Source organism: Caballeronia cordobensis (assembly GCF_001544575.2).
In the GTDB taxonomy this organism is placed as follows: domain Bacteria; phylum Pseudomonadota; class Gammaproteobacteria; order Burkholderiales; family Burkholderiaceae; genus Caballeronia; species Caballeronia cordobensis.
Window position 1 is genome coordinate 254,442 of the sequence record NZ_FCNY02000005.1, and the last position, 26,638, is coordinate 281,079.

Sequence of the window (26,638 nt, forward strand, 5' to 3'; positions counted from 1 at the left end):
TCCGAGGAGGCAGCATGGCAATCACCATCCGTTCGTCGTTCACCGTCGATGCGCAACCCGCCGACGTCTGGAAGACGATGACCGACATCGAGCGTTCCGCGCCGTGCTTTCCGGGCGCGGAGCTCAAGGAACAGCAGCCCGACGGCAGCTACAAGGGCGGCTTCACCGTCAAGCTCGGTCCGCTCACGCTGAAGTTCGCGGGCAAATTCAAGATCGCCGATCAGAACGACGCCAACCGCACGGTCGTCGTGTCGGCGAGCGGCACCGATACCAAAGGCCGCGGCGGCGCCGATGCGCAGATCAACGCCGCCGTCTCCGAAGCCGGCGGTGGCAAGACGAAAGTCGACGTCGTCTCGGAGGTCAATCTCTCGGGCACGGTCGCGCAGTATGGCCGCGGCGCGGGGATGATCGAAGCGCTCTCGCAGCAATTGCTCAACCAGTTCGCCAAGAATCTGACCGCGCTCATCGAAGCGGATGCGGCGCACGCCGCCGAACCGCCGACGCACACGCTCGTCGGCGCCGATGCCCCGAACGCCGCCGCGGCATCCGCCGCACCGCACAACGCAGCCGGAACGTCCGCGCCGGTGCCGCCCGCCGAGCCGCGCCGCGTGCCGCCCGCCCCCGCGCCGGTCGCGCCGCTCGATGCCGGCGCGCTGATGCGCAAGGCGATGTGGCAGTCGATCCGAAACTTCTTCGCCCGGATTTTCCGGCCCGGGCAACAGCATTGACGAAGCGGCCGTCGCATCCGTGGAGCACCCATGAAACCCAGTGAATTTCAGTATCACGCGCCGACCACCGTCGACGAAGCCGCGCAATTGCTCGGCACGCTCGAAGACGCGCGCGTGCTCGCCGGCGGCCAGTCGTTGATGCCGATGATGAACTTCCGTTATCTGATGACGAGTCATCTGATCGACCTGAACGGCGTCGAGGCCCTGACGCGCATCGAGGAGCGCAATGGCCGCCTGCATATCGGCGCGATGGCGCGGCAGCGCGACATCGAACTGTCGCCGCTCGTCACCCAGCGCGCGCCGCTGATCCGCGAGGCGTATCAGCTCGTGAGCCACAAGCAGATCCGCAATCGCGGCACGCTCGGCGGCAGCCTGTGCCAGCTCGATCCGTCGTCCGAGCAGCCGTGCTTCACCGCGGCGCTCGACGGCGTGCTGACGATCGCGCGCTACGAAGACGGCGCAGTCACCCATCGCGAACTGCCGATGGCCGACTGGGCGCTGATGTACATGACGCCCGCGCTCGAAGAAGGCGAACTGCTCGCCGGCATCTCGCTCGACATCTGGCCCGAAGGCCACGGCTACGCGTTCGAAGAATTCGCGCGGCGTCATGGCGATTACGCCATCGTCGGCGTCGCGGCGCTCTGCACCGCCGATGCGCGCGGGAACATCGACCGCCTTTCGCTGACGATCTGCGGCGTCGCGCCCGGCCCCGTGCGCATGCACGACGTCGAAAGCGCGCTGCACGGCCGTCCGATGAACGAAGACGCGCTCACCGTCGCGAGCGACGCCGCCCGCGCGCTCGACGTCATGACCGACGCGCATGTGAGCACCGACTACCGCCAGCATCTCGCCGGCGTCCTGACCGAAAGAGCGCTGAAACGGGCGTTCTCGCGCGTCGCAAGACAATCGTAAAAAGAGTGACTAAGGAGATGGACATGGAGACTCGTACCGTCAGAGTCGTCGTCAACGGCACCGCTTACGAGCGCGAAGTCGAATCGCGCCGCATGCTCGGTGACTTCCTGCGTCACGACCTCGAACTCACCGGCACGCACTACGGCTGCGAACACGGCGTGTGCGGCGCCTGCACCGTGCTGATCGAAGGCCGCACCGCGCGCGCCTGCCTCACGCTCGCCGCGCAAGTGAACGGCCGCACGCTCACCACCGTCGAAGGGCTCGCCCACGCGGACGGCACGCTCAACGAACTGCAAAAAGCCTTCACCGAAACGCACGCGCTCCAATGCGGCTTCTGCACGCCCGGCATGCTGATGACGCTGACCGAACTGCTGAACGAAACGGATTCGCCGAGCGAAGCCGACATCCGCGAAGCGATCACGGGCAACTTGTGCCGCTGCACGGGCTATCAGCCGATCGTGGCCGCGGCCCTGCTCGCCGCGCAGCGCATCCGCGATCAGCGCGCCGCCGCACCGGCGACTTACGCGACGGAGTAACACGATGGAAATCGATGATCTGAAAGGCGCGCCCACCGACCAGCGCTACATCGGCAAGCGCGTGATGCGCACCGAGGACAAGAAGCTGCTGCAAGGCCAAGGCTCGTACGTCGACGACGTGCATCTGCCGAACATGCTGCAGGCCGCCGTGCTGCGCAGCCCGCATGCGCACGCGAAAATCGTCTCGATCGACTGCGCGGCCGCGCGCGAACTGAAGGGCGTGCATGCCGTCTACACGCACGCGGACCTGAGCGGGCGCGCACGCGGCCGCGCGCCCTCGATGCTGCCGAATCCGGCGATCCGCTTCGAGCGCACCCAGGAACTGCTCGCCTCGACCGAAGTCACGTTCGCGGGCGAAGCGGTGGCGTTCGTCGTCGCGGACAACCGTTACATCGCCGAAGATGCGTGCGGTCTGATCGAAGTCGAGTACGACACCCTGCCCGCCGTCGCCGATTGCCGCGACGGACTGCGCCCCGAGTCGCCGCTGTGCCACACCGAAGCGAAGGACAACATCGTCGCCCATATCGAGATGGGTTTCGGCGACATCGACGCGGCCTTCGACGGCGCGCCGCATGTGGTCGAGGAAACGTACTGGCAGAACCGCGGCTCCGCGCATCCGATGGAAACGCGCGGCTATCTCGCCGAATATCACGCGGCCAACGGCGAGCTGACCGTCTGGTCGTCGGGCCAGGCGCCGCATCACGAGAAGAAGAATCTCGTCGAGCTGCTCGAATGGGACGCGGAAAAGCTGCGCGTGCTGATGAACGACGTCGGCGGCGGCTTCGGCCCGAAGCTGCCGTTCTATCCGGAAGAAGCGCTCGTTGCGATCGCGGCGGTCGCGCTCAAGCGTCCCGTCAAGTGGATCGAGGACCGGCGCGAGCACTTTCTCGCGGTCACGCAGGAGCGCGATCAGTGGTGGACCGTGCGCATGGCGCTGGAAAGCGACGGCAAGATTCGCGGCGTGAAACTCGAGATGGTTCACGACAACGGCGCGTTTCTGCCGTGGGGCATCATCACGCCGTACATTTCGATCACGACGACGCCCGGCCCCTACGTGATCCCGGCGATGGGCGCCAAGCTCGACGTCGTCTACACGAACAAGTGCGCGACCTCGCCGGTGCGCGGCGCTGGCCGTCCGCAAGCCGTGTTCGCGATGGAGCGGATTCTCGACAAGGCCGCGCGCACGCTCGGCATGGACCGCGCGGAATTGCGCTGGCGCAACCTGATCCAGCCGGAGCAGATGCCGTACGACGCGGGCTTCATCTATCGCGACGGCAGCCCGCTGCGCTACGACAGCGGCGACTATCCGGCGACCCAGAAGGCGGCGCTCGAACGCGCGAATTACGCGGGCTTCGCCGAGCGCAAGGCTGAAGCGCGCCGTCAGGGACGCTTCGTCGGCATCGGCATGGCGAGCTTCGTCGAAGGCACGGGCATGGGGCCGTTCGAAGGCGCGACGGTGCGCGTGCAGGCGAACGGCCGCATCGCAGTCATCACGGGCGCGTCACCGCAGGGCCAGGGCCACAAGACGACCTTCGCGCAGATCTGCGCCGAGCAACTGAACGTGCCGCTCGAAACCATCGACGTCATTACCGGCGACACGGGCGGCATCTCGATGGGCGTCGGAACCTTCGCGAGCCGCGTCACGGTGAATGCCGGGAACTCGGTCTACATTGCCGCGCAGGCCGTCGGCGAAAAAATGCTCACGCTCGCCGCGCATCTGTGGAAGTGCGAGCCGGAAGAACTCCTGCTCGTCGAAGGACACGTGGCGCGCCGTGCGGGCATCGAACAGCGCATGAGCTATGGCCAGCTCGCGAAGATTTCGCAGGGCATGCCGGGCTTCACCATGCCCAAGGGCCTCACCGCCGGGCTCGAAGAGACGAAATACTTCTCGCCCGCGCAGTCGACGTATTGCAACGGCACTGCGGTCGTGGAGCTGGAAGTGGATCGGGAAACCGGCCACATCACGATCCTCAACTATGTGATGGCGCACGACTCGGGCAAGCTCATCAACCCGCTGATCGTCGATGGCCAGGTGATCGGCTCGGTGGCGCACGGTATCGGCAACGCGACGCTCGAATGGATGCAGTACGACGAGAACGCGCAGCCGACCACGACGAACTTCGGCGAATACCTGCTGCCCATGGCGACCGACGTGCCGAACATCGACATCGTGCACCTGGAAACGCCGTCGCCGCTGAACCCGCTCGGCGTCAAGGGCGCGGGCGAAGGCGGCACGATTCCGGCCGCGGCCGCGATCGTCGCGGCGATCGAGGACGCGCTCTCGGAATACGGCGTCGAGTTCACGGAAGCGCCGCTCGTTCCGCAACGCGTGTTCCAGAAGCTCAAGGAGGCCGGCGCCTACGCTCGCTGACCGGCGCTCGCTCACCAGAAGTGCCGATTCCCTGTTTTCATTGACTGTATGCCTACGCCATGACGACCGAATTCAACGCAGCGCTCCACGAATCCGAATACCGGATCACCCTGAACCAGCCGGACCTCGGCAACACGCTGACGCTCGACGCGATGCGCGCGGTCGCCGCTGAAATCCGCAAGGCCGGCCGCGATCCCGAAGTGAAGATCATCCGCCTCCGCGCGTCGGGCCCGGCGTTCTGCCGTGGCCGCGCGGTCAGCGCGCCGCCCGCCACGCCGCCGACGTCCGCGCAATTCCGCCGCAACGTCGCCGATCCGATTCTCGATGTCTATCGCGCGATGCACGAAAGCGAAGTGCCGCTCATCGCCGAAGTGCAAGGCGATGCCGAAGGCTTCGGCTGCGCGCTCGTCACCGCGTGCGATATGGCCGTCGCATCGGATACCGCGCGCTTCAGCCTGCCCGAGTTGCAAAAGAACCTGCCGCCGACGCTCGTCTTGTCCGTGCTGCGCCACAAGGTGCCGCCGAAGGCGTCCGCGCATCTGGTCTATCTGACCGAGACCATCGACGCCGCGAATGCGCGCGAATGGGGCATTGTCGCGGAAGTCGTGCCGGGCACGGACTTGAGCGCGCGCGCCGACGCCATGGTCGCGTCGATCTGCACGCGCGACCGCATCGCCATTGCGACGCTGAAGACGTATTTCCGCGAAATCACGATTCCCGACTTCTCGCTCGCAAGCGAAGTGGCCGGCGCGTCGCTCGCGAACGCGATGACGTCGATGCGCCGCTGAAACATCGCGTCACCCCTCTCCTCTCAAGCAACAAGGGCGCCGCGCAACGCGGCGCGTCACGGGAATTCCAGTCATGGCTGATCAAGACACCACTTCCACGGCGTCCGCGACCACGGGTTACGCGGACCTGCACGAACACATCGCGCGGCTCGAAGCGGCGGGCCTGCTGTATCGAATCGACGAGCCGGTCAATAAAGACACCGAAATGCATCCGCTCGTGCGATGGCAGTTTCGCGGCGGCATTCCGGAAGCGGAGCGCAAGGCGTTTCTTTTCACGAATATCGTCGACAGCAAGGGGCGCAAGTACGACATTCCGGTGATCGTCGGCGGCATCGCGGCGAATCCGGAGATTTACCGCATCGGCATGAACGTGGCCTCGCTCGACGACATCGGCGACGCGTGGAACCGCGCGATCGACAACCCGGTGCCGCCGGTCGTCGTCGAAAGCGGCCCGGTGCACGATATCGTGATCGAAGGAAAAGACCTCGAAGGTCCGGGCAACGGCCTCGAATCGCTGCCGCTGCCGATCTCCACGCCAGGCTTCGACGCCGCGCCCTACATGACGATGACGGGCGTGATCTCGCGCGATCCGGAAACCGGCGTGCAGAACATGGGCACGTATCGCGGCCATCTGAAATCGGCAACGCGTCTGGGCATGATGATGCTGGTCAACCTGCGCGCGGGCGGTCTCGACCACTGGCGCAAGTACGCGGCGAAGGGCGAGAAGATGCCCGTCGCGATCGTGCTCGGCGCGCCGCCGGTCGTCGCGTTCCAGGGTCCGCAAAAGCTGCGTCCGAATGTCGATGAACTGAGCGTCGCGGGCGGTCTCGCCGGTGAGCCGATCCGCATCGTCAAGGGCCGCACCGTCGATCTGATGGTGCCCGCCGAAGCGGAAGTCGTCGTCGAAGGTTATGTCGATCCGACGTATCTCGAACCGGAAGGTCCCTTCGGCGAAAGCCACGGCTACGTCGCGCTGGAAGACTTCAATCTCGTGATCGAAGTGACCGCGATCACGCGCCGCAAGGACGCCGTGCTGACGTCGATCATTTCGCAGGTCACGCCCTCGGAATCGAGCGTCATCAAGCGGCTCGCCTACGAACCGATGTTCCTGCGCCATCTGCGCGACCATCTCGGCATTCGCGGCATCAAGAAGGTGTTCCTGCACGAGCCGCTGACGAACCTGCGCCGCTTCGTGTTCCTGCAATTTGAGCGCGGCTCGAAGAAGACGGAAATCTGGCGCGCGCTGTACGGCACGATGTCGCTGCAGGCGGCCATCGGCAAGTTCGTGATCGCGGTGGACGACGACATCGATCCGAACAACGCCGACGCCGTGTTCTGGGCAATGGGCTATCGCTGCAATCCGGTCGAGGACGTGAAGCTGATCTCGTACCGCGAGCACGGCCACGGCCCGCGCTCGGACCACGATACGGGCCTCGATTCGGCCATGCTCATCGACGCGACCATGAAAGCGCCGATGCCGCCGCTCGCGCTGCCGAAGAAAGAGTACATGGAGAACGCGAAGCAGCTCTGGGAACGTCTCGGCTTGCCGGCGCTCAAGCCCGAGTCGCCGTGGTACGGCTATTCGCTCGGCGACTGGACCGAGGAATGGGACCGCAACGCCGAGCAGGCGACGCGCGGCGAATGGATGCAACGCGATGCGTCGTATCAGGCGCGGCAGCGCCGCCACAGCAGCGGCATCGAGCCGAATTCTCCGGCGCGTACTTTCGAGGACGATCGTGGCAACCAATAACGGCACTCCGGAACGGATCATCGTCGGCATCACGGGCGCGTCCGGCGTGATCTACGGGATTCGCGCGCTCGAACTGCTCGCCGAGGCGGGCGTCGAGACGCATCTCGTGATCAGCAAGGCCGCCGAGCTGACGATGACCTACGAAACCGATATCCGCGCAGCCGATCTGCGCGCGCGCGCGTCGAAGTGGTATGCGGCGGGCGATATCGGCGCGGCCATTTCATCGGGCTCGTTCAAGACGAAAGGCATGCTGATCGTGCCGTGCTCCGTGCGTTCGATGAGCGAGATCGCCACCGGCATCACGAGTTCGCTCGTGAGCCGCGCCGCCGATGTCGTCCTGAAAGAGCGCCGGCGTCTCGTGCTCGGCGTGCGCGAGACGCCGCTGCATGGCGGCCATCTGCGCACGCTCGTCCAGCTCTCCGACATGGGCGCGGTCATCGCGCCGATCGTGCCGGCTTTCTATTCGAAGCCGAAGACGATCGACGACATCGTGAATCACACGGTCGGCCGCATGCTCGACCTGTTCGATATCGAAAGCGGCGTGGTCAAGCGCTGGAAAGAGCAGCAGGAAGCGGACTAAACGAGCCGCCTCGCCTTCATCACCATCACTGGCCCGCCGCGTCCGGCGGCAGCCGCCCCATTGCGATGACCATGACCGAATCCAATCCGCTTTCCCGGCTCGCCGATCCGAGCCTGTTGCGCACGCTCGCCTATATCGACGGCGCGTGGTGCGCGGCCGACGACGCCCGCACGTTCGCCGTCGACGATCCCGCCACCGGCGAGACCATCGCCGATGTTCCGCTCATGACCGGCATCGAGACGCGCCGCGCGATCGAAGCCGGCGAACGCGCGCAGCGTGAGTGGCGCGCGCAAACCGGCGCGCAGCGCGCGTCGATCCTCAAGCGCTGGCACGCGCTGATGGTCGCCAACACCGACGACCTCGCGATCATCATGTCGGCCGAGCAAGGCAAGCCGTTCGCGGAAGCGAAAGGCGAGATCGGCTACGCGGCATCGTTCATCGAATGGTTCGCCGAGCAGGCCAAGCGTATCGACGGCGACGTGCTCGCCTCGCCCGCCGCCGACAAGCGGCTGCTGGTGACGAAGGAGCCGATCGGCGTCTGCGCCGCGATCACGCCGTGGAATTTCCCGGCCGCGATGATCACCCGCAAGGCTGCGCCCGCGCTCGCCGCCGGTTGCGCGATGATCGTCAAGCCGGCCGAGGCCACGCCGCTCTCGGCGCTCGCGCTGGCCGAACTCGCGCATCGCGCGGGCGTGCCGGCGGGCGTGTTCAGCGTGGTCGTCGGCGATCCGCGCGAGATCGGCGCGGAGATGACCGGCAACCCGATCGTGCGCAAGCTGTCGTTTACGGGCTCGACGCCGGTCGGCCGCCTGCTGATGAGCCAGTGCGCGCCGACGGTCAAGAAGCTCTCGCTCGAACTGGGCGGCAACGCGCCGTTCATCGTCTTCGACGACGCCGATCTCGACGCCGCGGTCGAAGGCGCGCTCGCCTCGAAGTATCGGAACGCCGGGCAAACCTGCGTCTGCACGAACCGCTTCTACGTGCAGGACGGCGTGTACGACGCCTTCGCCGACAAATTCGCGGCGGCGGTGAGCCGTATCAAGGTGGGCAACGGCTTCGAGAACGGCGTCACGCAGGGCCCGCTCATCAACGAGGCGGCCGTCGGGAAAGTCGAAGCGCATATCGCGGACGCGCTCGCGCACGGCGCGCGCGTGATCGCCGGCGGCAAGCGTCATGCGGCCGGAAAGCTCTTTTTCGAGCCGACCGTGATCGACGGCGTCACGGCATCGATGCGCTTCGCGACCGAGGAAACCTTCGGCCCGGTCGCCCCGCTCTTTCGTTTTCGCGATGAACGCGAGGCCATCGACGCGGCGAACGCCACCGAGTTCGGGCTGGCGGCGTACTTCTACAGCCGCGACATCGGGCGGATCTGGCGCGTGTCGGAGGCGCTCGAATACGGCATGGTCGGGATCAACACCGGCCTGATCTCGAACGAAGTCGCGCCCTTCGGCGGTGTCAAGCAGTCGGGGCTCGGCCGCGAAGGCTCGAAATACGGCATCGAGGAATACCTCGAACTCAAATACCTGTGCATGGGCGGCCTCTGAGCGCCCCTCGCATCGACACGAATTCAACAATCACCGTGACGACCCCGTTCGCCGGGTCTCACACGAAGGAGAAAGCATGTCATCTTCGCCTCGCGACATTTCGCCAGCGACCGCCGCCGAAGGCGCCCCGCGCGACTTGCAGGAACACATCGCGCGCCTGGAAGCCAAGGGTTTGCTGACGCGTATCGATCGCCCGATCAACAAGGACACGGAGCTGCATCCGCTCGCGCGCTGGCAGTTTCAGGGCGGGCTGCACGAAGATCAGCGCCGCGCGTTTCTGTTCACCAACGTGGTCGACGGCGACGGTCATCGCTATGACATTCCGGTGCTGATCGGCGGCCTCGCGGCATCGCCGGAAATCTACGCGACCGGTCTCGGCTTGCCGGTCGAGCAGATCGGCCGTGCGTGGACCGGTGCGATCGCCGAGCCGGTTCCCCCCGTGATGGTCGAGCGCGCGCCCTGTCAGGAAGTGGTGATCAGCGGCGACGCGCTGAAGGAAAAAGGTCTGTCGCGGCTGCCGGTGCCGGTCTCCACGCCCGGCTTCGACGCGGCGCCCTATCTGACCGCGACGCTTTGCGTGACCAAGGACCCCGAGAACGGCGTGCAGAACATGGGCACGTACCGCGCCGCGCTGAAGTCGGAAAACCGGCTCGGCGTGCGCATGGCGAGCCGTCTTTCGGGCGCGGGCGGCTATCTCCATTGGGAAAAGTATCGCGCGAAAGGTGAACAGATGCCCTGCGCCATCGTGCTGGGCTGCGCGCCCGCCGTGCTCTTCACCGGGCCGCAGAAGCTGCAGATCGATCAGGACGAAATGGCCGTCGCGGGCGGGCTGATGCGCGCGCCGGTCGATGTGGTGCGCTGCAAGACCATCGATCTCGTCGTGCCCGCCGACGCCGAAATCGTCATCGAAGGCCTGATCGACACCGATGCGCTCGAACCCGAAGGACCGTTCGGCGAGAGCCACGGCCACATCGCGCTCGAAGACTACAACATGTCGATGCACGTCACCGCGATCACGATGAAGAAGAAGCCCGTCTTCGTTTCGATCATCAGCCAGGTGACGCCCAGCGAAAGCTCGGTGCTGAAGAAAGTGGCCTACGAGCCGTTGTACTTCGAACACCTGAGCAAAGTGATGGGCGTGCGCGGCATCAAGCGCGTGGTGATGCACGAGCCGCTGACCAACCTGCGCAAGGTGATCTTCCTCCAGTTCGCACGCGGCACGCAGCAGGCGGAAGTGTGGCGCGGCCTGCAGGGTGCGGCGACGCTGCAGGCGCAGTGCGGCAAGCTGGTCATCGCGGTGTCCGAAGACATCAATCCGGAAAACGCCGATGCGATTTTCTGGTCGCTCGCGTATCGCTCCGATTTCACGCACGACCTGCACGTGACGCCGTATCGCACGAGCGGCCACGGGCCCAAGTCCGGCCGCGCGCCGCTCGAAAGCACGCTTCTCATCGACGCGACGCTCAAGCACGCCATGCCGCCGCTCGCGCTGCCGACCGAGCCGTACATGAGCGCCGCACGCAAGATCTGGGAAGAGCTGCAGCTTCCGGGTCTCACGCCGCAGCCGCCGTGGCATGGCTATCACCTGGGCGACTGGGACAAGCGCTGGGATGAATACGCGGAGGCGGCCACCTCGGGCGGCTGGCGCGAAACCGGCGAGCGCACCTGGGCCAACCGGCGCGGCGGCGTGAAGCCGGAAACGCCGGTGCGCGAAGCGTCGGGCAGTCACGGCGAATAAGCGCCTTCGGCAATCGCACCCGAGCGATTGTCGCTTCCGGACAGGTTCGGCGAGCGACACACGGTCGGGTGCTGCCCAGGCTGCCAGAGAAAAGACATTCGGAGACGCCATGACCCAATCACATACCGTCGATATCGCCCAAGTCGTCGAGACGCAGGAGCGTAGCTGGTTCACCGCGAGCCTGTTCATCCTGTGCGCCCTCGTCATGCTGGCGGACGGTTTCGACAATCAGGCATTGAATTACGCCGCGCCCGGCATCATCAAGGAAATGGGCATCAGCCGGGCGCTGATGACGCCCGTGTTCAACATCAGCATCGTCGGCTGGATGGCGGGGTCGGTCCTCTTCGCCATGCTGGCCGACCGCATCGGGCGGCGGCGCGCCATCCTGCTCGCCACCGTGGTCTTCGGCGGCTTCACATTCGCCGTGCCGTTCGCCCACAATCTGGTCGAACTGTCGATCATGCGTTTTTGCGCCGCGCTCGGCATCGGCGGCGGCATGCCGATGGCCGTCTCGCTCATCACGGACTACGCCCGCTCGGCGAATCGCGGGCTGATCATCACCCTGCTCTATCTCGGCTACACGGCCGGTTCGTCCGGCGGCGGCCTGCTCGCGGCGGAGATCATTCCGGCCTATGGCTGGCGCTCGGTCTTTTATCTGGGTGGCGCGGGCGCGGTGGTGGTGGGCATCATCCTGTTCATCGGTCTGCCCGAGTCCATTCGCTATCTCGCGCTGCGCAATCCCACGAGCGACCGTATCCTGCGCTACGCCCGCAAGCTGAAGCCTGGCGCGCAATTCGCCGACGACACGCGTTTCACGATTCAGGAACAGGTGCGCACAGGCGTGCCGGTGAAGCACCTCTTCACCGAAGGCCGGGGCGCGATGACCGCTTTCCTCTGGCTCGGGCTCGGCCTTTCTTTCGTCACGCACTTCTTCCTGTCGCAGTGGATGACGACCTTATTGACCGACGAAATCGGCTTTGCCAATGCGGCCCGCAGTCAGGCGTTGTTTCAGCTCGGCGCAGGCTTCAGCTTCTTCTTCGGCTGGCTGATCGACAAGAAAGGTGTGCAGGTGATGACGCTGACGATGATCTTCGGCGCCCTTCCCGTCGCCGCCCTCGGGCTGGCCGTCGGATCGGGCGCGAGTCTCACGATGGCGATGTCGCTGGCTTCGGGTCTGCTGGTGCTGGGCGGCAACATCGGCCTGAACGCCATTTCGAGCATGATCTATCCGACCTTCATCCGCTCGACCGCGACGGGCGCGTCGTTCGCGGTGGCGCGTATTGGTGCGATCATCGGACCGCTGCTCGCCGGTGTGCTCATCGCCATCGGTACGCCGATCGCCACGATCTTCCTTCTCGGTGCGCTGCCGTTGCTGGCGGCGGGCGTCGCCTGCTTCATGCTCAACCGGACAATCACGCCGGAAGTGGCGCGGGAGATGTCCTCGCGCTCGGCGCTGTCGCGGCACTAGCGGGCAGCTTCCGGACATGGACAGCATCGATCTCGATGTGCTCAAGGCCAGCGCCCGCTGGCTCGAAAGCGGACGCCGCGTGCTGCTCGTCACCGTCGTCAGGACGTGGGGCTCATCGCCACGGCCTGAAGGCGCGATGCTGGCGATCTGCGAGGACGGCTCGGTCGCGGGCTCGGTGTCCGGCGGCTGCATCGAGGACGATCTGATCGATCGCGTGCGGCGGCTCGGCATTCAGCAGACGCATCCGGAAGCCGTCAAATACGGGATTTCGGCGGAGGAAGCGCATCGTTTCGGCTTGCCATGCGGCGGCACGATCGAACTGGTTCTGGAGCCAGTGACGCCCGATAGCCGGATCGACGATCTATGCGCCCGCGTGATCGCCGGCGAGGTGGTCATGCGCTCGCTCGATATGACGAGCGGCGCGGTGACACTCACACCGGGTTCGTCGGCCGAAGGCGTCGTTTTCGATGGGCGCTGCTTGCGGACAGTTCACGGCCCGCGTTACCGGATGCTCGTGATCGGCGCGGGCCAGCTTTCGCGCTATCTGTGCGAGATCGCGCTGGGGCTGGACTACAGAGTCATCGTCTGCGATCCGCGCGAGGAGTACAGCGATACGTGGCATGTGCCCGGCACGACGCTCGTGCGAACCATGCCGGACGACACCGTGCTCGACATGAAGCTCGATGACCGCTCCGCCGTGATCGCGCTGACGCACGATCCGAAGCTCGACGACCTCGCGTTGATGGAAGCGTTGAAAACCCCTGCGTTCTACGTCGGCGCGCTCGGCTCGCGCAGGAACAACATGGCTCGACGCGAACGGCTCGAATCGTATTTTGATCTGAGCAAGGAAGAACTGAGCCGGTTGCGCGGGCCCGCGGGCATCTATATCGGCAGCCGCACGCCGCCGGAGATTGCGATATCGATACTCGCCGAAGTGACCGCGGCCAAGAACGGCGTAGTCATACCATACGAGCTACGAACCGGCGAAGCGAAGGCTGCGCGCGACATCGCCGTGAACGAACAGACCGCCTGCATCGCAGACGGTATTCGTTAGAATTACGCACGATCGTGACGTAAATTTCGATCAAGGAAGTAAGAATTTCGCCACGCGCTTCCGTTACGATGAGTGAACTCGGTCACCATCGGAAGACGCCTTGAACGACGTTGCCCCGTTCGTCGATCTCCTTTACATCGTCCTCGCGGGCCTCGCCGTTTTCGGCGGCGGCTGGCTGGGGACGCGTCGGCTTTTCGCGCTGCAAGCCGACAACATGACCGGAATCTGGTCGAATGAAGACAATCCGGAATCGCCGCACAGCGCCCGCTCGATTGATCTGTACATCGAAGTCACCGGCGCACATGTCAGAGGATATCTGCAAGCCTGGCATGTCGAGACGCCTTCATCGCATCTGTCTCTGCGCGGCTGGCGCATCGGGCCGTTCGTGCGGATTCATGCAAGCCCGCACCGCAAGGCGGGCTTTCCGCTTTGCAGGATCACGCTGCGTTACTACCGCAAAACCAAACGCCCGCTGCTGGTCTTTTCATACGATGGCCCGGACGCGACGATTCCGCGCAAGGCTGAAATCTGGCGCGTTTGCGATTAGTCCGCGCGACAGGTTGTCTCGCGCGATGACACACTGCCCCGCCTCGACACCCAGCGCTTAGTGAATTTCCGGCGGCACGGCTCGTGCTTTCGTCGAACGACAGTGCTCATCCGCGGGCGCATCGTCACGAAAACATGACAACGGAAAGCGAACTACAGGACTGGCGCGCCGACGCGCTGAAGCTGGAAGACGCGGTCGCGAACGCCGTCGTGGGCCAGCAGGACACGATTCATCTGATCAACGTGGCGCTCTATGCGCGGGGCCACGTGCTGCTCGAAGGCGGCGTGGGCGTCGGCAAGACGACGCTGCTGCGTGCGTTCGCGCGCGCGGCGGGCGGCGCGTTCGAGCGGATCGAAGGCACGATCGACCTCATGCCGGGCGACTTGATCTATCACACCTTTGTCGACGCCGACGGCAAGCCGCGCATCGATCCCGGCCCGCTGCTGCGTCACGGCGAGCACCTGACGACGTTCTTCTTCAACGAGATCAACCGCTCGCGTCCGCAAGTTCAATCGCTCTTGCTGCGCGCGATGGCCGAGCGTTCCGTGTCCGCGTTCGGCCGCGACTATCGCTTTCCGCACATGACGGTCTTCGCCGACCGCAACAAGGTCGAGAAGGACGAGACGTTCGAGCTGGCCTCCGCCGCGCGCGACCGCTTTCTCTTCGAGCTCAACATGCCGACGCCCGCGACGCCGGACATCCGCCGCGCGCTCGTTTTCGATCCCGCCTTCCACGACGTCGATACGCTGATGGAAACCGTGCCCGCCGGCGTGATCGATGCGGCGCGGCTGAATCGCATCGGCGCGGCGATCCAGCGCAGCGTGACCTTGAGCGCGAGCATCGAGCAATACGTGCTCGACATCTGGCAGGCGACGGAAACGCCGCAGCGCTACGGCATCGAGATCGATGGCGTCGATATGGAACGGCTGATTCTCGCGGGCGCGAGTCCGCGCGGGATGAGTGCGCTGGTCCGCGCGGTGCGCGCGCACGCGTGGCTCGACGGGCGGCTGCACGTGCTGCCCGAGGATGTGCACGCGGTGCTGCTGCCGGCGCTCGGGCATCGCGTGTTCTTCACGCCGGTCTATGAGATGCGGCGTCAGGCGCTCGCGGAAACATTGACCGCGACGATCGTGCAGAAGATTGCGGTGCCGTGACGCATGAACGATCCCGTCGAATTCCACTATCGATTGCCGGGGCGCGCGAAGGGCTTCCGGCCCGGCTCGCATCCCGGTTCGAGCTTCGGCGCGGGACAGGAATTCGCGATGCACGCGCGCCTCTTCGATCATCCCGATCCGCGCCGCCTCGATCTGCGCGCGAGTCAGCGCGCCGTGCCGCCGCAATGGCTCGTGCGGCTGCATCTGCAGCGCGTCGCGGTGCCGTTGCAGGTCGTGGCGGACGTCTCCGAATCGATGCATTTCGGCGCGGGCCGCACGAAGCTCGATCTCGCCGCCGACTTCGTCGAAGCGCTGGGTTACAGCGCGTTCCGGGCGGGCGATCAGGTCGGCATGCTTGCGTTCGATCATCGCGTGCGCGAAGACTTGTACATGCCGCCTCGCCACGGTCGCGCGGTCGGCGACGACATGGCGGCGGCGTTGCGTGGCGTCGTTTCGTCGCCGCAAAACACGCACGACGGCACCGTTCTCGTGCGCACGCTCGACCGTCTTGCGGGCCGCCACGGGCTCGTCTTCCTCGTCTCCGATTTTCACTGGCCGCTCGCCGTGATCGACGCCGCCCTGCATCATCTCGTGAGCGCGCGCGTCGTGCCGATCGTGATCTGGGACCCGGCCGAAACCGAACCGCCCGAAGCCGGCCGGTTTCTGCCGGTGCGCGATATGGAGACCGGCGGCAAGCGCGCGCTATGGCTGCGTGCGCGCGTGATCGAACGGTGGCGCGCGAACGTCGCCGCGCGCCGCGCCGAGCTGAAGAAAGCTTTCGGCCGGCACGGCGCGTATCCGTTCTTCGTCGAAGGCGCGTTCGATGCGGACGCGCTGTCGCGGCACTTTCTGGAAACCACCGAGTGAAGCGCGGCTGCGTCCTGGTCCTGATGGCCCTGGCGCTGAACGGCGCATGCCGCGCCGACACGATCGTGCAACAGCCGCGCGCGTTCGGTTACGTGCTGGGCGACATGCTGACGCAACGCGTGCTGCTTTCGCTCGATGGTCACGACCTGCACGACGTTCCGCCGCCGTCGACGGGGCGCACCGGCCTATGGCTCGAACGCCGTCAGACGCGCATCGAGAAGGACGCGCAGGGCCGCGCGTGGATGGTCATCGACTATCAGATCGTGAACGCGGCGCAGTCGCTGACGCAAGCCGAAGTGCCCGCGTTCGACCTGACGCCGGCGACGGGCGCGACGCTGCACGTCCCCGCCTGGCCGATCAGCATCGGCGCGCTCACGCCGCGCGCGTCGTTCAACGCGGGCGATCTTCAGCCGCTGAGGCCGGACCGCATCGTGCTGCCCGAGCCGCGCGTCGATACGCGGCGGCGCATGTTCGCGATGCTCGCGCTCACGGCCGCCACGCTGACCGGCTGGATGGCGTGGTGGTCGTGGCGCAGGCGCGAGGACGCGCGGCGGCTACCGTTCGCACGCGCGTGGGAATCGATCCGCAAGCGCGATGCCGCCGACATCGATGCCGACGATGGCGCCTGGGTCAGCGTGCATCGCGCGCTCGACGAAACCGCCGGACAGGTCGTGCACGCGCGCTCGCTCAACGAGCTCTTGCTCCGTGCGCCGTGGCTCGAAGCGCTCAGGACGCAACTCGAAGCGTTCTACGCCGGCTCGCAGCAGCGCTTCTTCAGCCGCGAAAATTCTTCCGCGCCGTTCGCGTTGCGCGCATTCGCGCGGGCGCTGTATCGCGCCGAGAAGAAGCGGCAATGACCGCCATGTCGTTCGATTTCCTCCGGCCCTGGCTCTTGCTCATGCTGCCGCTCGCGGTGTTGCCGTGGCTGCCGAGGCCGTCGGAGAACTACGCGTTCTCGTTCATCGGCTGGCTGCCGCGCGACACGCTCGGCACGGCGATCGAATACGCGCGGCGCGCGTGCGCAATGCTGGCGCTCTTCGCCATCGTCGTCGGGCTGGCCGGTCCGGGTCGCTCGAACGTGCGCGTGATGCGCACCGGCACCGCGTCCGAGATTCTCATTCTGATGGACCGCAGCGCGAGCATGGACGCCGTGATGTCGAAGACGCCCGTCGCCGAACCGGGCGGACAGTCGAAGAACGCGGTGGCGCGCCACGCGCTCGAACGCTTCGTCGCAGGGCGGCGCGACGACCGGTTCGCGTTCATGATGTTCGGCATCAGCCCGATTCTCGCCGTGCCGTTCACCGCGAATCATCGCATCATCGAGGCGGCGCTTTCGGGCACCGCGATCGGCCGCGGCACGCCGGACACGCGGCTCGACCGCGGTCTTATCGCCGCGATCGGGCAGTTCGACGGCCACGATCATGCGGGCCGCAGAACCATCGTGCTGGTCTCCGATGGCGGCGCGCGTCTCGATGCCGCCGCGCGCGCGGCCATCGGCAGCGGGCTCGCGCGCAATCGCATCGCGCTGTACTTCGTGTATCTGCGCAGCGGCGTGTACAGTCCCGACCTCACGAAGACGACATCGGCCGACGATGAATCCGAGGAAGCGGAACTGCATCGCTATTTTCAGGGGCTCGCGACGCCGTACCGGCTCTATCAGACGGAAGACGCCGCCGCGATGGCCGCCGCGATGTCGGACATCGACAGACAGCATCGCTCGCTCGTTGCGTACGAAGAACGCCTGCCACGGCAGGATGGCAGCGCGGCCTGCTTCGCCGTCGCGCTGGCGGCGTGCGCGGCCCTGCTCGCGCTGCGGCTTGTTCAGGCAAGGAGCTGGCGATGAAGCGTGGCGCCGTTCACCTCGCGTTCGGCATCGCCGCGTGCGTGTTCGCGGCGATCGCGGGTTACGACTGGGCGACGCTTCGACAGGCGCAAGCCGTTGCCAAAGCAGTAGGCACCGTGACCGTCGATAGTCCGGCACAACACGACGACGCGCCCGAAGTGCGGCTCGCGCGCGCGGTCGCGCTCTCGAAAGCGGGACGCGCGAACGATGCCCAGCGTCTCTTCGATGCGCTCATCGCACAAGAGGCCAGTCCGACGCTGCGCGCCGCCGCGCTGTTCGATCTCGCGAACATGCAGTTGCGCGAAGCGGCCGGCTCCGATGCCGCCGGTCCGATCCGCTCGATGCCATCGCTCGAACAAGCCAAGGAGCGTTATCGTGCGGCGCTGCGGCTCGCGCCGGGCGACTGGGACGCGCGCTATAACCTCGAGCGCGCGCTGTGGCTCGCGCCCGAAACGCCCGGCGATCACGACGATGCCGACGTCAAGAAGCGCTCGACCGTGAAGCTGCGCGGCGCACAGAGCGACGATCTGCCATGAGCGCGTCAGCCACATTGCTCACGCTTCTCACGCTGTTGCGCGGGCGAAACTGGGCGATCGTCGCCGCCGTGCCCTTGCTCGCCGCCGCCGTCTTCATGCCGGGCGTGATGCTTCAGCGCGATGTGTTCAACTACATCGTCACGTTCGATATCACGCAGAGCATGGATGTCGAAGATGTCGGCGATATCGATGGAAACGGCGCGCCCGTCAGCAGGCTCGACTTCGCGCGCGCGGCGATGCGCGAGGCGCTGGGGCGCATGCCATGCGGATCGAAGATCGGCTGGAGCATCTTCACGGGGCAGAACACGTTGCTGACCGTGCCGCCCATCGAAGTCTGCGCGAACTTCGACGCGCTGCTCGCGTCGCTGGACCGCATCGACGGCAGCATGCGCTGGACCAACTGGAGCCGCGTGGCCGAAGGCGGTGTCTATGCCGCCGCGCGCACGGCGGCGAGCGTCGGGCACGGCGCGAGCGTTCTGTTCGTCACGGACGGACAGGAAGCGCCGCCCGTCCTGCCCGACGACCAGCGCGTGCGCGATATTCCGCGCGGCGCGGTGAAGGGATGGCTCATCGGCGTCGGCGGCGATCAGCCCGCGCCCATTCCGAAGACCGATCGCAACGGCAAGCGCATCGGCTACTGGCGCGCCGACGAGGTGATTCAGGTGCCCGCGCAATCGCGTGCGCGCGGGGTCGTCGAAAGCCATGAAGAGCTATCGCAATTGCGCGGGCAGTATCTGTCGTCGGTGGCCGAGCAAATCGGTTTTGCGTATCGGCGCTTGCGCGCGCCGCCAGATTTGATTGCCGCGATGACCGACGCGCGCTACGCCCTGCGCGATCGCGTGCCGACACGGCTCAACTGGATTCCCGCCGCACTCGCATTCGTTCTGCTCGTCTGGCGGTTCAGCCCGTTTCGAGCACGAAGGCAGCGTCTACCGCCCGGACCCTAGCCACAACGGCTCGCTCAGATGCTTGGCGAAATAGTCGGCCAGCGCCGTGACTTTGGCCGGACGCGATCGCGCCGAAGGCGTCACGAAATAGAGCCCGCCCCGTGTCAGATGCCAGTCGGTCAGGAGCGCTTCCAGGCGCCCGTCCGCCAGGTACTCGCACGCGATGAAATCGGGCAGTTCTGCGATCGCCAGTCCTTCGAGAAGCGTCGGCAGCAATGCATCCGCATTCGTCACCCGAAGCGGACCGGTAGGCGTGACGGCTTCTTCCTCGCCCGCATCGTTCGTGAATCGCCAGACGTCGCTGCGGGCACGATAGGCATACGAGAGACACGGCCTGCCGGCAAGCTCGCGAGGATGCGCCGGCCTTCCGTGGCGTTTCAGATACCCCGGCGATGCGACGACGAGTTGAGAGACGGGACACAGCCGCTTCGCAACGAGCGATGAGTCCGGCAATGCGGCGATCCTCAACGCCGCGTCGAAGCCTTGCGCGACGATGTCGACCGTTGCATCGGACAGGTGCAGATCGATCGCCACCTCGGGATAAGCCTCGAAGAACCCCGGCAAGAGCGGCGCGACCCAGCGCAGCCCGAACGACATCGGCACGGCGAGCCGCACGAGACCGCGCGGCTGAACCGACATTTCGCGCGCGGCGTTCTCGGCTTCCTCGGCTTGCCGATAGATGTCCCCGGCTTTCTCCGCGATCGTGCCGCCGAACTCGGTGAGCGCAAGCTGCCGCGACGTCCGGTTGAAAAGCCGCGCACCGAGCCGCTCTTCCAGCCGCGCCACGCCGCGCGAGACCGTGGCGACCGACACGCCCATCGCACGCGCAGCCGCCGCGAACGATCCCTCTTCCGCCACCTTGGCGAACATGGCCAGCCCTTCGAAGTCCGGGAAGCTCGTCATTTCATTTCTGCAATGATGGTTTGCAGACGATTCTATTTCGAAAAGGCTCGCCAGTCGATATCCTCCTTACATCGCTTCATGACTCGTCCACCCGGCGGAAATCCCCGGTGAACCGAACGAACAGGAGAAACACCATGACACGCAAGCTCGAAGGCAAGATCGCTCTCGTCACCGGCGGATCCACCGGCATCGGCCTGGCAACGGCCAGGCGCTTTGCGGCGGAAGGCGCGTACGTGTACATCACCGGCCGCCGGCAGGCTGAACTGGACGCAGCGGTTGCCGAAGTCGGCAATGCGACCGGCGTACGCGTCGATTCGTCGAAGCTCGATCAACTGGACGCGCTGTATGAACAGATTCGCCGCGAAAAAGGCCGCCTGGACGTGCTCTTCGCCAACGCAGGCGGCGGCTCGATGGTGCCGCTCGGCGACATCACCGAAGCGCACTATCACGACACGTTCGACCGCAATGTGAAGGGCACGCTCTTTACCGTGCAGAAAGCACTGCCGCTTCTGTCGAAGGGCGCATCGGTGATTCTCACCGGCTCGACGACCAGCATCGAAGGCACGGCCGCTTTCAGCGTGTATTCGGCGTCGAAGGCCGCGATCCGCAACTTCGCGCGAAGCTGGATTCTCGATCTGAAGGACCGCGATATCCGTGTCAATACGATCAGCCCCGGCGCGACGAAGACACCGGGCCTCGTCGGGCTTGCGGGACCGGACGCCGCGCAGCAACAGGGCTTGCTGGACCACCTCGCGTCGCGCATCCCGATGGGCCGCGTGGGCGACCCGAACGAGATCGCCGCCGCGGCGCTCTTCCTGGCATCGGACGAAGCGAGCTTCGTGAACGGCGTCGAGTTGTTCGTCGACGGCGGTCAGGCCCAGGTCTGAGCCTGTGAATGGCGACGGCAGCGCTCAGTCGCGCTGCCGCGCACTTCAACCGGCGTCGCGCTGCATCATGGGCCCGGAAAGACGGATCCGGGTTCGCTCCCGACGCCCGAGCCACTGCCCGATTTCCCCGACGATGCCGCGCCGGAACAGCAGCACGCACGCGACGAACATCGCCCCGGTCGCGATGCTGACCGATTCGCCCAGCCCCTGAAACCACGCGATATGCGTGAGTTCCGCGAGCCACGCGCCGAACGCGGCGAGCTTCGTCTCCAGCCCGACGACGATCACCGCGCCAACGGCCGGTCCGAGCCGCGTGCCGAGACCGCCGAGCAAGGTCATGAGGATGACGGTGCCCGACATCGTCCAGTGCACGTCGGATAGCGTGGCGAAGCCGAGCACGAGCGTCTTCATCGCGCCCGCGAGACCCGCGCACGCAGCCGATATGACGAACGCCAGCAGCTTGAAGCGATCGACGTCGTAGCCGAGCGATACGGTGCGCGCCTCGTTTTCCTTCAACGCGCCGAGAATCCGGCCGAACGGCGAATCGATCACGCGGCCGATAAACGCGAACGCCATCGCACCGATGACCAGCACGACGTAATAGAGCGTGAGGTCGTCGTCGAGCGGCAACGCGCCGAACAGTTGCCCGCGCGGCACGCCCTGCATGCCGTCCTCGCCGCCGGTGAACGGCTCCTGCACGCAGAAGAAGTAGATCATCTGCGCGAGCGCGAGCGTGACCATCGCGAAGTAGATGCCTTTGCGGCGGATCGCGAGCAACCCCATCACGAAGCCGAGCGCCGCGCCGACGCCCGCGCCGAGCAGCAACGCGCCTTCAGGCGGCACACCGTGATCGCGCAACGCGCTGCCCGCGACATAGGCCGCGACGCCGAAGAACGCCGCATGACCGAACGACAGCAGGCCGACATAGCCGAGCAGCAGGTTCAGCGAAGTGGCGAAGAGCGCGAAGCACATCAGCTTCATCAGAAAGACGGGATACGCACCGAGCCACGGCGCGGCGGCGAGCACGGCCAATACGGTGAAGAACGCAAAGCGGTTATGCATGAGACACCTCATTTCGATTGACCGAACAGCCCGGCGGGACGCACGAGCAGAACCAGCGCCATGACGGCGAACACGACCGTCGCGGACGCTTCCGGATAGACCAGCTTCGTCAGGCTTTCGAGCACGCCGAGCGCGAGGCTCGTCAGCACCGATCCGGCAATCGAGCCCATTCCGCCGATCACGACGATCGCGAACACGGTGATGATCATGCTCTGCCCCATCAGCGGCGATACCTGCATGACCGGCGCGGCGAGCACGCCGGCAAACGCGGCGATCGCGACGCCGATGCCGTAACTCAGCGACACCATGCGCGGCACATTCACGCCGAATGCCGCGACGAGCCGCGGATTCTCGGTCGCCGCGCGCAGCAGCGCGCCGAGTTGCGTGCGCTCGATCGCCCACCACGTCCCCGCGCACACCGCGAGCGATGCGACGACGACCCACGCGCGATACGCGGGCAGCATCATGAAGCCGAGATCGACCACGCGCGCGAGGCTGTCGGGCGCGGCGTACGACATGCCCGAGACGCCGTAGACGGAACGCGACGTGCCTTCGAAGATCAGCGTGACGCCGAGCGTGAGCAACAGTCCATAAAGATGATCGAGCTTGTAGAGCCGGCGCAGCATCGAACGCTCGACCATCACGCCCACCGCGCCCACGGCGAGCGGCGCGGCGACGAGCATCAGCCAGTAATCGAAGCCGAAATAGTTCGTGCCCATCCACGCGAACAGCGCGCCGAGCATGAAGAACGCGCCGTGCGTGAAATTGATCACGTTCAACAGGCCGAAGATGAGCGACAGGCCCAGACTCAGCACGGCATAGAAGCAGCCGTTCATCAGCCCGAGGACGAGCTGACCCGATACCGCCTGCAGCGGCATACCGAAGATTTCCATGACGTTCGTTCCGATCAGATGTTGAGCAGCGCTTGCAGCGTGGCGGCTTTTTCCGCAAGACGCGCCGACTCGAAGGCGTCGACGATGCGTCCGTGCTCCATCACGTAGAAGCGATCGGCGAGCGGCGCGGCGAAGCGGAAGTTCTGCTCGACGAGCAGAATCGTGAAGCCGCGCGCCTTGAGAAGCCGGATGACGCGCGCGAGTGTCTGCACGATCACGGGCGCAAGCCCTTCGGAGATTTCATCGAGCAGAAGCACGTCGGCGCCGGTGCGAAGAATGCGCGCGATCGCGAGCATCTGCTGTTCGCCGCCCGAGAGACGCGTGCCCTGGCTTGCGCGACGCTCGGCGAGGTTCGGGAACATCGCATAGATTTCGTCGAGCGGCATCGGCGTGCCCTTCGCATGCGGCAGACGCGGCGGCAGCAACAGGTTCTCCTCGCACGACAGTCCCGCGAAGATGCCGCGCTCCTCCGGGCAATAGCCGACGCCCAGGCGCGCCACCTCTTGCGGCTGCCGGCCGATGGTCTCGCGTCCATCGATGCGAATCGAGCCGCGGCGCGTATCGGTGAGGCCCATGATCGCCTTCAGCGTCGTGCTGCGGCCCGAGCCGTTGCGCCCGAGCAGCGTGACCACTTCGCCGCGCGCCGCACGCAAGTCCACGCCGTGCAGGATGTGCGATTCGCCGTACCACGCTTCGAGGCCGGTCACGTGCAGTGCGTCCTCGTCCGCGCCTGCCACGGCCACGTTGCCATCGTCATGCAGGTCTTCAATGTGCGAGCGATTCATTCTCGGTCCCCATGTACGCTTCCTTCACTTGCGGGTTCGCGGAGACGGACGCGTAATCGCCTTCCGCCAGAATCTCGCCGCGCTGGAGCACGGTGATGGTGTCCGCGATGCTCGACACCATCTTCATGTTGTGCTCGACCATCAGGATCGTGCGTCCGCCCGATACCTTGCGAATGAGCGCCGTCACGCGCTCGACGTCCTCGTGTCCCATGCCCTGCGTCGGCTCGTCGAGCAACATGAGCACGGGGTCCATCGCGAGCGTCGTCGCGATTTCGAGCGCGCGCTTGTGACCGTATGAAAGCTCGGCGGTCCTCATATCGGCGTAGGCGGCGAGGCCGACTTCATCGAGCAGTTCGAGCGCGCGTTCGCGCAGGCGCGTGAGCATCGCGCTGCTTTTCCAGAAGCGGAACGACACGCCAAGCGGCCGTTGCAAAGCGATGGTCACGTTCTCGACGGGCGTCAGATGCGGAAACACCGCCGAGATCTGGAACGAGCGGATCACGCCGCTTCGCGCGATGGCCGCGGGCGCGGCACGCGTGATCTCGCGGCCGTCGAAGAAGATCTGTCCCGCACTCGGCGCAAGGAACTTCGTCAACAGGTTGAAGCAGGTGGTCTTGCCGGCGCCGTTCGGCCCGATCAGCGCGTGAATCGTGCCTCGCCGCACGCGCAGGTCGATGCCGTTGACCGCCGTGAAGCCGTTGAACTGCCGGGTCAAGCCCTTTGTCTCCAGAATCATGTCTGCATGCGTCATCGCGGCTCTCCTCTTAGGGCGATGCTGGGTGTCAGCCGACCACCGGCAAGGTCTCGATCTCATACGCGTGCCGCAGCGCGCGCCCGAGAACGGGGTCTTCGAGCACGGTCTCGAAGCGCTGCGCCGGACGAATGCCGCCGATGGCCGCAAGCGTGCCGCACAGCATCGCGGTTCCATCGGCGAACTCGCCGCCGCGTTGCGCGAACTGATCGAGCAGGTCCTGCGGCGAGCGCATCGCCGTCACCTTGCCTTCCTGATAGAGCACGCGCTCGCCGTCGATCGTCGCGTACGAACGCAACGACAACTGGTCCCAGTGACCGGCCACGTCGCTCAGCCGCCAGAGCGTGTTCGAGCACGGCTTGTCGCACATCTGCTTCGATACGGTGATGCCGTAGGCTTCGACCTGCCGGTCCGTGTGATCCGATGCGACGCCGACATACACCTCGCCGCCGTCTCTCACCAGCACGAATTCCGCCTCGCCGCTGCTCTCTTCGCCCGTGACCTGCATCGTCGGCGCGGGACTCAGGCGATCCGCCGCGACGCGATAAAACACCGGCGTATAAGCGGGCCGCTTGATGCCGAGCGCTTCGAGCTCGCGGATATGCTTCTCCATGGCTTCGGTGTCGCGTCCGGTCCAGCCCGCGATGACGAGCGTGTCGATTGAAATGGCGCGCTCGATGCTGCCGTCGCGTTCCTCGATGTTGAATGTGATGGCTTTCATGACTGGCTCCTTTATTTCCCGGCGACGACTTTCCCCGCGACGAGCGGGCAATGGCTCGCGCCGAGCGGCGCATACGCGTCCTGCGCGGAAATCGTCTGCTTGATCGTGTAGTAATCCCAGGGCTTCTTCGATTGCTCCGGGCTCTTGACTTCGGCGATGTACATGTCGTGCACCATCAGTCCATCGGCGCGAATCACGCCGTTCTTCGCGAAGAAATCGTTCACGGGCGTAGTGCGCATCTGCGCGAGCACCGCGTCGGATGCGTCGGTGCCGCTCGCCTGCACCGCCTTCAGGTAATGCAGCGTCGAGGAATAGACGCCCGCCTGGATGAACGTCGGCATGCGGCCGGTCTTTGCATGGAATCGCTGCGACCAGGCGCGGCTCGCGTCATCGCGGTCCCAGTAGAACGGGGTCGTCAGCATCATGCCTTGTGCCGACTTGAGGCCGAGGCTATGGACATCGCTGATGAACATCTGCAGGCCGGCGATCTTCTGCTTGCCCGGCGCGTTGATGCCGAACTCGCGCGCCGTCTTGATCGCGTTGACGGTGTCCGCGCCCGCGTTGGCGAGACCGATCACCTTCGCGCGCGACGCCTGCGCCTGCAGCAGATTCGAAGAGAGATCCGCCGCGTGCATCGGATGCTTCGATTCTCCGAGCACCTTGCCACCCGCCGCGATCAATGCCGCCGCCGAATCGTTCTTCAGCGACGCGCCGAGCGCATAGTCGACGCTCAGGAAGTACCACGAGTTATCGCCGGCGCGCGCCATCGCCTTGACGAGGCTCGTCGTCAGCACATAGGTGTCGTACGAGTACTGGATCGTGTAGGGCGAGCATGCTTCGTTGCTCAGCTTGGTCGTGCCCGCGCCGCTCGCAATCGCGATGCGATGCTTCTCCTTCGCCACGTTCGACACCGCGAGCGCAACCGACGACGGCAACAGGTCCTGCACCATATCCACCTGCTGATTGTCGAACCATTCGCGCGCCACGGTCGCGGCGACATCGGTCTTGTTCTGGTGATCCGCGCTGATCACCTTGACGGGCGCGCCGAGCACCTTGCCGCCGAAATCGTCGACGGCCATCTGCGCCGCGACGACCGAGCCTTTCCCGCCGATATCCGAAAAGATCGACGACATGTCGGTGAGCACGCCGATCTTCACCACGCCGTCGCTGATATCGGCCGCGCCGGCCGCGCTGGCTGACATGGCGACGGCGGCGGACACTGCACTGCACGCGAGTTGCCTGAACATGGAAGTCTCCTTGGTATGTATAGGGA

Annotated in this window: 26 protein-coding genes; 19 read left to right on the forward strand and 7 right to left on the reverse strand. The window is 65.8% G+C overall.

Going from position 1 to position 26,638, the window contains the following annotated elements:
- Nucleotides 1-14 precede the first annotated feature (14 nt).
- The 18 genes from AWB70_RS11930 to AWB70_RS12015 all read left to right on the forward strand — a co-directional run bounded on the left by AWB70_RS11930 (nt 15) and on the right by AWB70_RS12015 (nt 19,363).
- Complete coding sequence (locus AWB70_RS11930) at nt 15-728, forward strand: SRPBCC family protein (RefSeq protein WP_075644278.1); 714 nt, start codon at nt 15-17, stop codon at nt 726-728.
- A gap of 30 nt (nt 729-758) precedes the next feature.
- On the forward strand, nt 759-1,640 hold the full coding sequence (locus AWB70_RS11935) for an FAD binding domain-containing protein (RefSeq protein WP_053570112.1): 882 nt from the start codon (nt 759-761) through the stop codon (nt 1,638-1,640).
- Nucleotides 1,641-1,663: 23 nt separating this feature from the next.
- Entirely contained in the window at nt 1,664-2,176 is a 513-nt protein-coding gene (locus tag AWB70_RS11940; protein ID WP_041732877.1) for a (2Fe-2S)-binding protein, read from the forward strand.
- 4 nt (nt 2,177-2,180) lie between these two features.
- Nucleotides 2,181-4,547: a xanthine dehydrogenase family protein molybdopterin-binding subunit gene (locus tag AWB70_RS11945; protein WP_053570111.1), complete on the forward strand. Its 2,367-nt coding sequence runs from the start codon at nt 2,181-2,183 to the stop codon at nt 4,545-4,547.
- Nucleotides 4,548-4,606: 59 nt separating this feature from the next.
- Nucleotides 4,607-5,335, forward strand: a complete 729-nt coding sequence (locus AWB70_RS11950) for an enoyl-CoA hydratase/isomerase family protein (protein ID WP_053570110.1) — start codon at nt 4,607-4,609, stop codon at nt 5,333-5,335.
- Between the two features lie 73 nt (nt 5,336-5,408).
- Complete coding sequence (locus AWB70_RS11955; RefSeq protein ID WP_053570109.1) at nt 5,409-7,085, forward strand: UbiD family decarboxylase; 1,677 nt, start codon at nt 5,409-5,411, stop codon at nt 7,083-7,085.
- A complete protein-coding gene (locus AWB70_RS11960) occupies nt 7,072-7,665 on the forward strand; it encodes a UbiX family flavin prenyltransferase (protein ID WP_014193100.1) in 594 nt (197 codons plus the stop codon). The genes AWB70_RS11955 and AWB70_RS11960 overlap by 14 nt, the downstream gene beginning before the upstream one ends.
- A gap of 71 nt (nt 7,666-7,736) precedes the next feature.
- Entirely contained in the window at nt 7,737-9,209 is a 1,473-nt protein-coding gene (locus AWB70_RS11965; protein WP_053570108.1) for an NAD-dependent succinate-semialdehyde dehydrogenase, read from the forward strand.
- Nucleotides 9,210-9,285: 76 nt separating this feature from the next.
- Nucleotides 9,286-10,947, forward strand: a complete 1,662-nt coding sequence (locus AWB70_RS11970; RefSeq protein ID WP_053570107.1) for a UbiD family decarboxylase — start codon at nt 9,286-9,288, stop codon at nt 10,945-10,947.
- 109 nt (nt 10,948-11,056) lie between these two features.
- Nucleotides 11,057-12,415 carry an MFS transporter gene (locus AWB70_RS11975; protein WP_053570106.1) on the forward strand — a complete coding sequence of 453 codons (1,359 nt, stop codon included), beginning with the start codon at nt 11,057-11,059 and terminating at the stop codon, nt 12,413-12,415.
- Nucleotides 12,416-12,431: 16 nt separating this feature from the next.
- Complete coding sequence (locus AWB70_RS11980) at nt 12,432-13,469, forward strand: XdhC family protein (RefSeq protein ID WP_053570105.1); 1,038 nt, start codon at nt 12,432-12,434, stop codon at nt 13,467-13,469.
- Between the two features lie 100 nt (nt 13,470-13,569).
- Nucleotides 13,570-14,016, forward strand: coding sequence for a hypothetical protein (locus AWB70_RS11985; RefSeq protein ID WP_053570104.1), 447 nt, complete (start codon nt 13,570-13,572; stop codon nt 14,014-14,016).
- A gap of 134 nt (nt 14,017-14,150) precedes the next feature.
- Nucleotides 14,151-15,170 (forward strand): AAA family ATPase, encoded by a 1,020-nt coding sequence (locus tag AWB70_RS11990; RefSeq protein ID WP_053570103.1) that lies wholly within the window; start codon nt 14,151-14,153, stop codon nt 15,168-15,170.
- A gap of 3 nt (nt 15,171-15,173) precedes the next feature.
- On the forward strand, nt 15,174-16,037 hold the full coding sequence (locus AWB70_RS11995) for a DUF58 domain-containing protein (RefSeq protein WP_053570102.1): 864 nt from the start codon (nt 15,174-15,176) through the stop codon (nt 16,035-16,037).
- Nucleotides 16,034-16,894 carry a hypothetical protein gene (locus tag AWB70_RS12000; RefSeq protein WP_082378128.1) on the forward strand — a complete coding sequence of 287 codons (861 nt, stop codon included), beginning with the start codon at nt 16,034-16,036 and terminating at the stop codon, nt 16,892-16,894. The genes AWB70_RS11995 and AWB70_RS12000 overlap by 4 nt, the downstream gene beginning before the upstream one ends.
- Complete coding sequence (locus AWB70_RS12005) at nt 16,891-17,880, forward strand: vWA domain-containing protein (RefSeq protein WP_053570101.1); 990 nt, start codon at nt 16,891-16,893, stop codon at nt 17,878-17,880. The genes AWB70_RS12000 and AWB70_RS12005 overlap by 4 nt, the downstream gene beginning before the upstream one ends.
- Entirely contained in the window at nt 17,877-18,416 is a 540-nt protein-coding gene (locus AWB70_RS12010) for a hypothetical protein (RefSeq protein WP_053570100.1), read from the forward strand. Before AWB70_RS12005 ends, AWB70_RS12010 begins: the two co-directional genes overlap by 4 nt.
- Entirely contained in the window at nt 18,413-19,363 is a 951-nt protein-coding gene (locus AWB70_RS12015) for a vWA domain-containing protein (protein WP_053570099.1), read from the forward strand. The genes AWB70_RS12010 and AWB70_RS12015 overlap by 4 nt, the downstream gene beginning before the upstream one ends.
- On the opposite strand, the gene AWB70_RS12020 is transcribed toward AWB70_RS12015, so the two are convergent.
- Nucleotides 19,346-20,266 (reverse strand): LysR family transcriptional regulator, encoded by a 921-nt coding sequence (locus tag AWB70_RS12020; protein ID WP_053570098.1) that lies wholly within the window; start codon nt 20,264-20,266, stop codon nt 19,346-19,348. The two genes, AWB70_RS12015 and AWB70_RS12020, sit on opposite strands and share 18 nt — an antisense overlap.
- A 134-nt stretch (nt 20,267-20,400) precedes the next feature.
- On the opposite strand from AWB70_RS12020, the gene AWB70_RS12025 reads away from it, so the two are divergent.
- Complete coding sequence (locus tag AWB70_RS12025; RefSeq protein ID WP_014193087.1) at nt 20,401-21,153, forward strand: SDR family NAD(P)-dependent oxidoreductase; 753 nt, start codon at nt 20,401-20,403, stop codon at nt 21,151-21,153.
- Between the two features lie 45 nt (nt 21,154-21,198).
- Here the strand turns inward: AWB70_RS12025 and AWB70_RS12030 are convergent, their stop codons facing one another.
- From AWB70_RS12030 to AWB70_RS12055, 6 genes are read right to left on the reverse strand one after another with little or no spacing between them, the layout of a single operon-like run.
- A complete protein-coding gene (locus AWB70_RS12030; protein WP_053570097.1) occupies nt 21,199-22,215 on the reverse strand; it encodes a branched-chain amino acid ABC transporter permease in 1,017 nt (338 codons plus the stop codon).
- A gap of 8 nt (nt 22,216-22,223) precedes the next feature.
- Complete coding sequence (locus AWB70_RS12035; RefSeq protein WP_053570096.1) at nt 22,224-23,108, reverse strand: branched-chain amino acid ABC transporter permease; 885 nt, start codon at nt 23,106-23,108, stop codon at nt 22,224-22,226.
- Between the two features lie 14 nt (nt 23,109-23,122).
- The gene (locus tag AWB70_RS12040; RefSeq protein WP_053570095.1) at nt 23,123-23,893 is read right to left on the reverse strand and encodes an ABC transporter ATP-binding protein; all 771 of its coding nucleotides are present in this window, start codon (nt 23,891-23,893) and stop codon (nt 23,123-23,125) included.
- Nucleotides 23,874-24,644, reverse strand: a complete 771-nt coding sequence (locus AWB70_RS12045) for an ABC transporter ATP-binding protein (RefSeq protein WP_053570094.1) — start codon at nt 24,642-24,644, stop codon at nt 23,874-23,876. Before AWB70_RS12045 ends, AWB70_RS12040 begins: the two co-directional genes overlap by 20 nt.
- A gap of 31 nt (nt 24,645-24,675) precedes the next feature.
- Entirely contained in the window at nt 24,676-25,365 is a 690-nt protein-coding gene (locus AWB70_RS12050) for a DUF2848 domain-containing protein (protein WP_053570093.1), read from the reverse strand.
- Nucleotides 25,366-25,376: 11 nt separating this feature from the next.
- Entirely contained in the window at nt 25,377-26,612 is a 1,236-nt protein-coding gene (locus AWB70_RS12055; protein WP_087086262.1) for an ABC transporter substrate-binding protein, read from the reverse strand.
- Between the last annotated feature and the right edge of the window lie 26 nt (nt 26,613-26,638).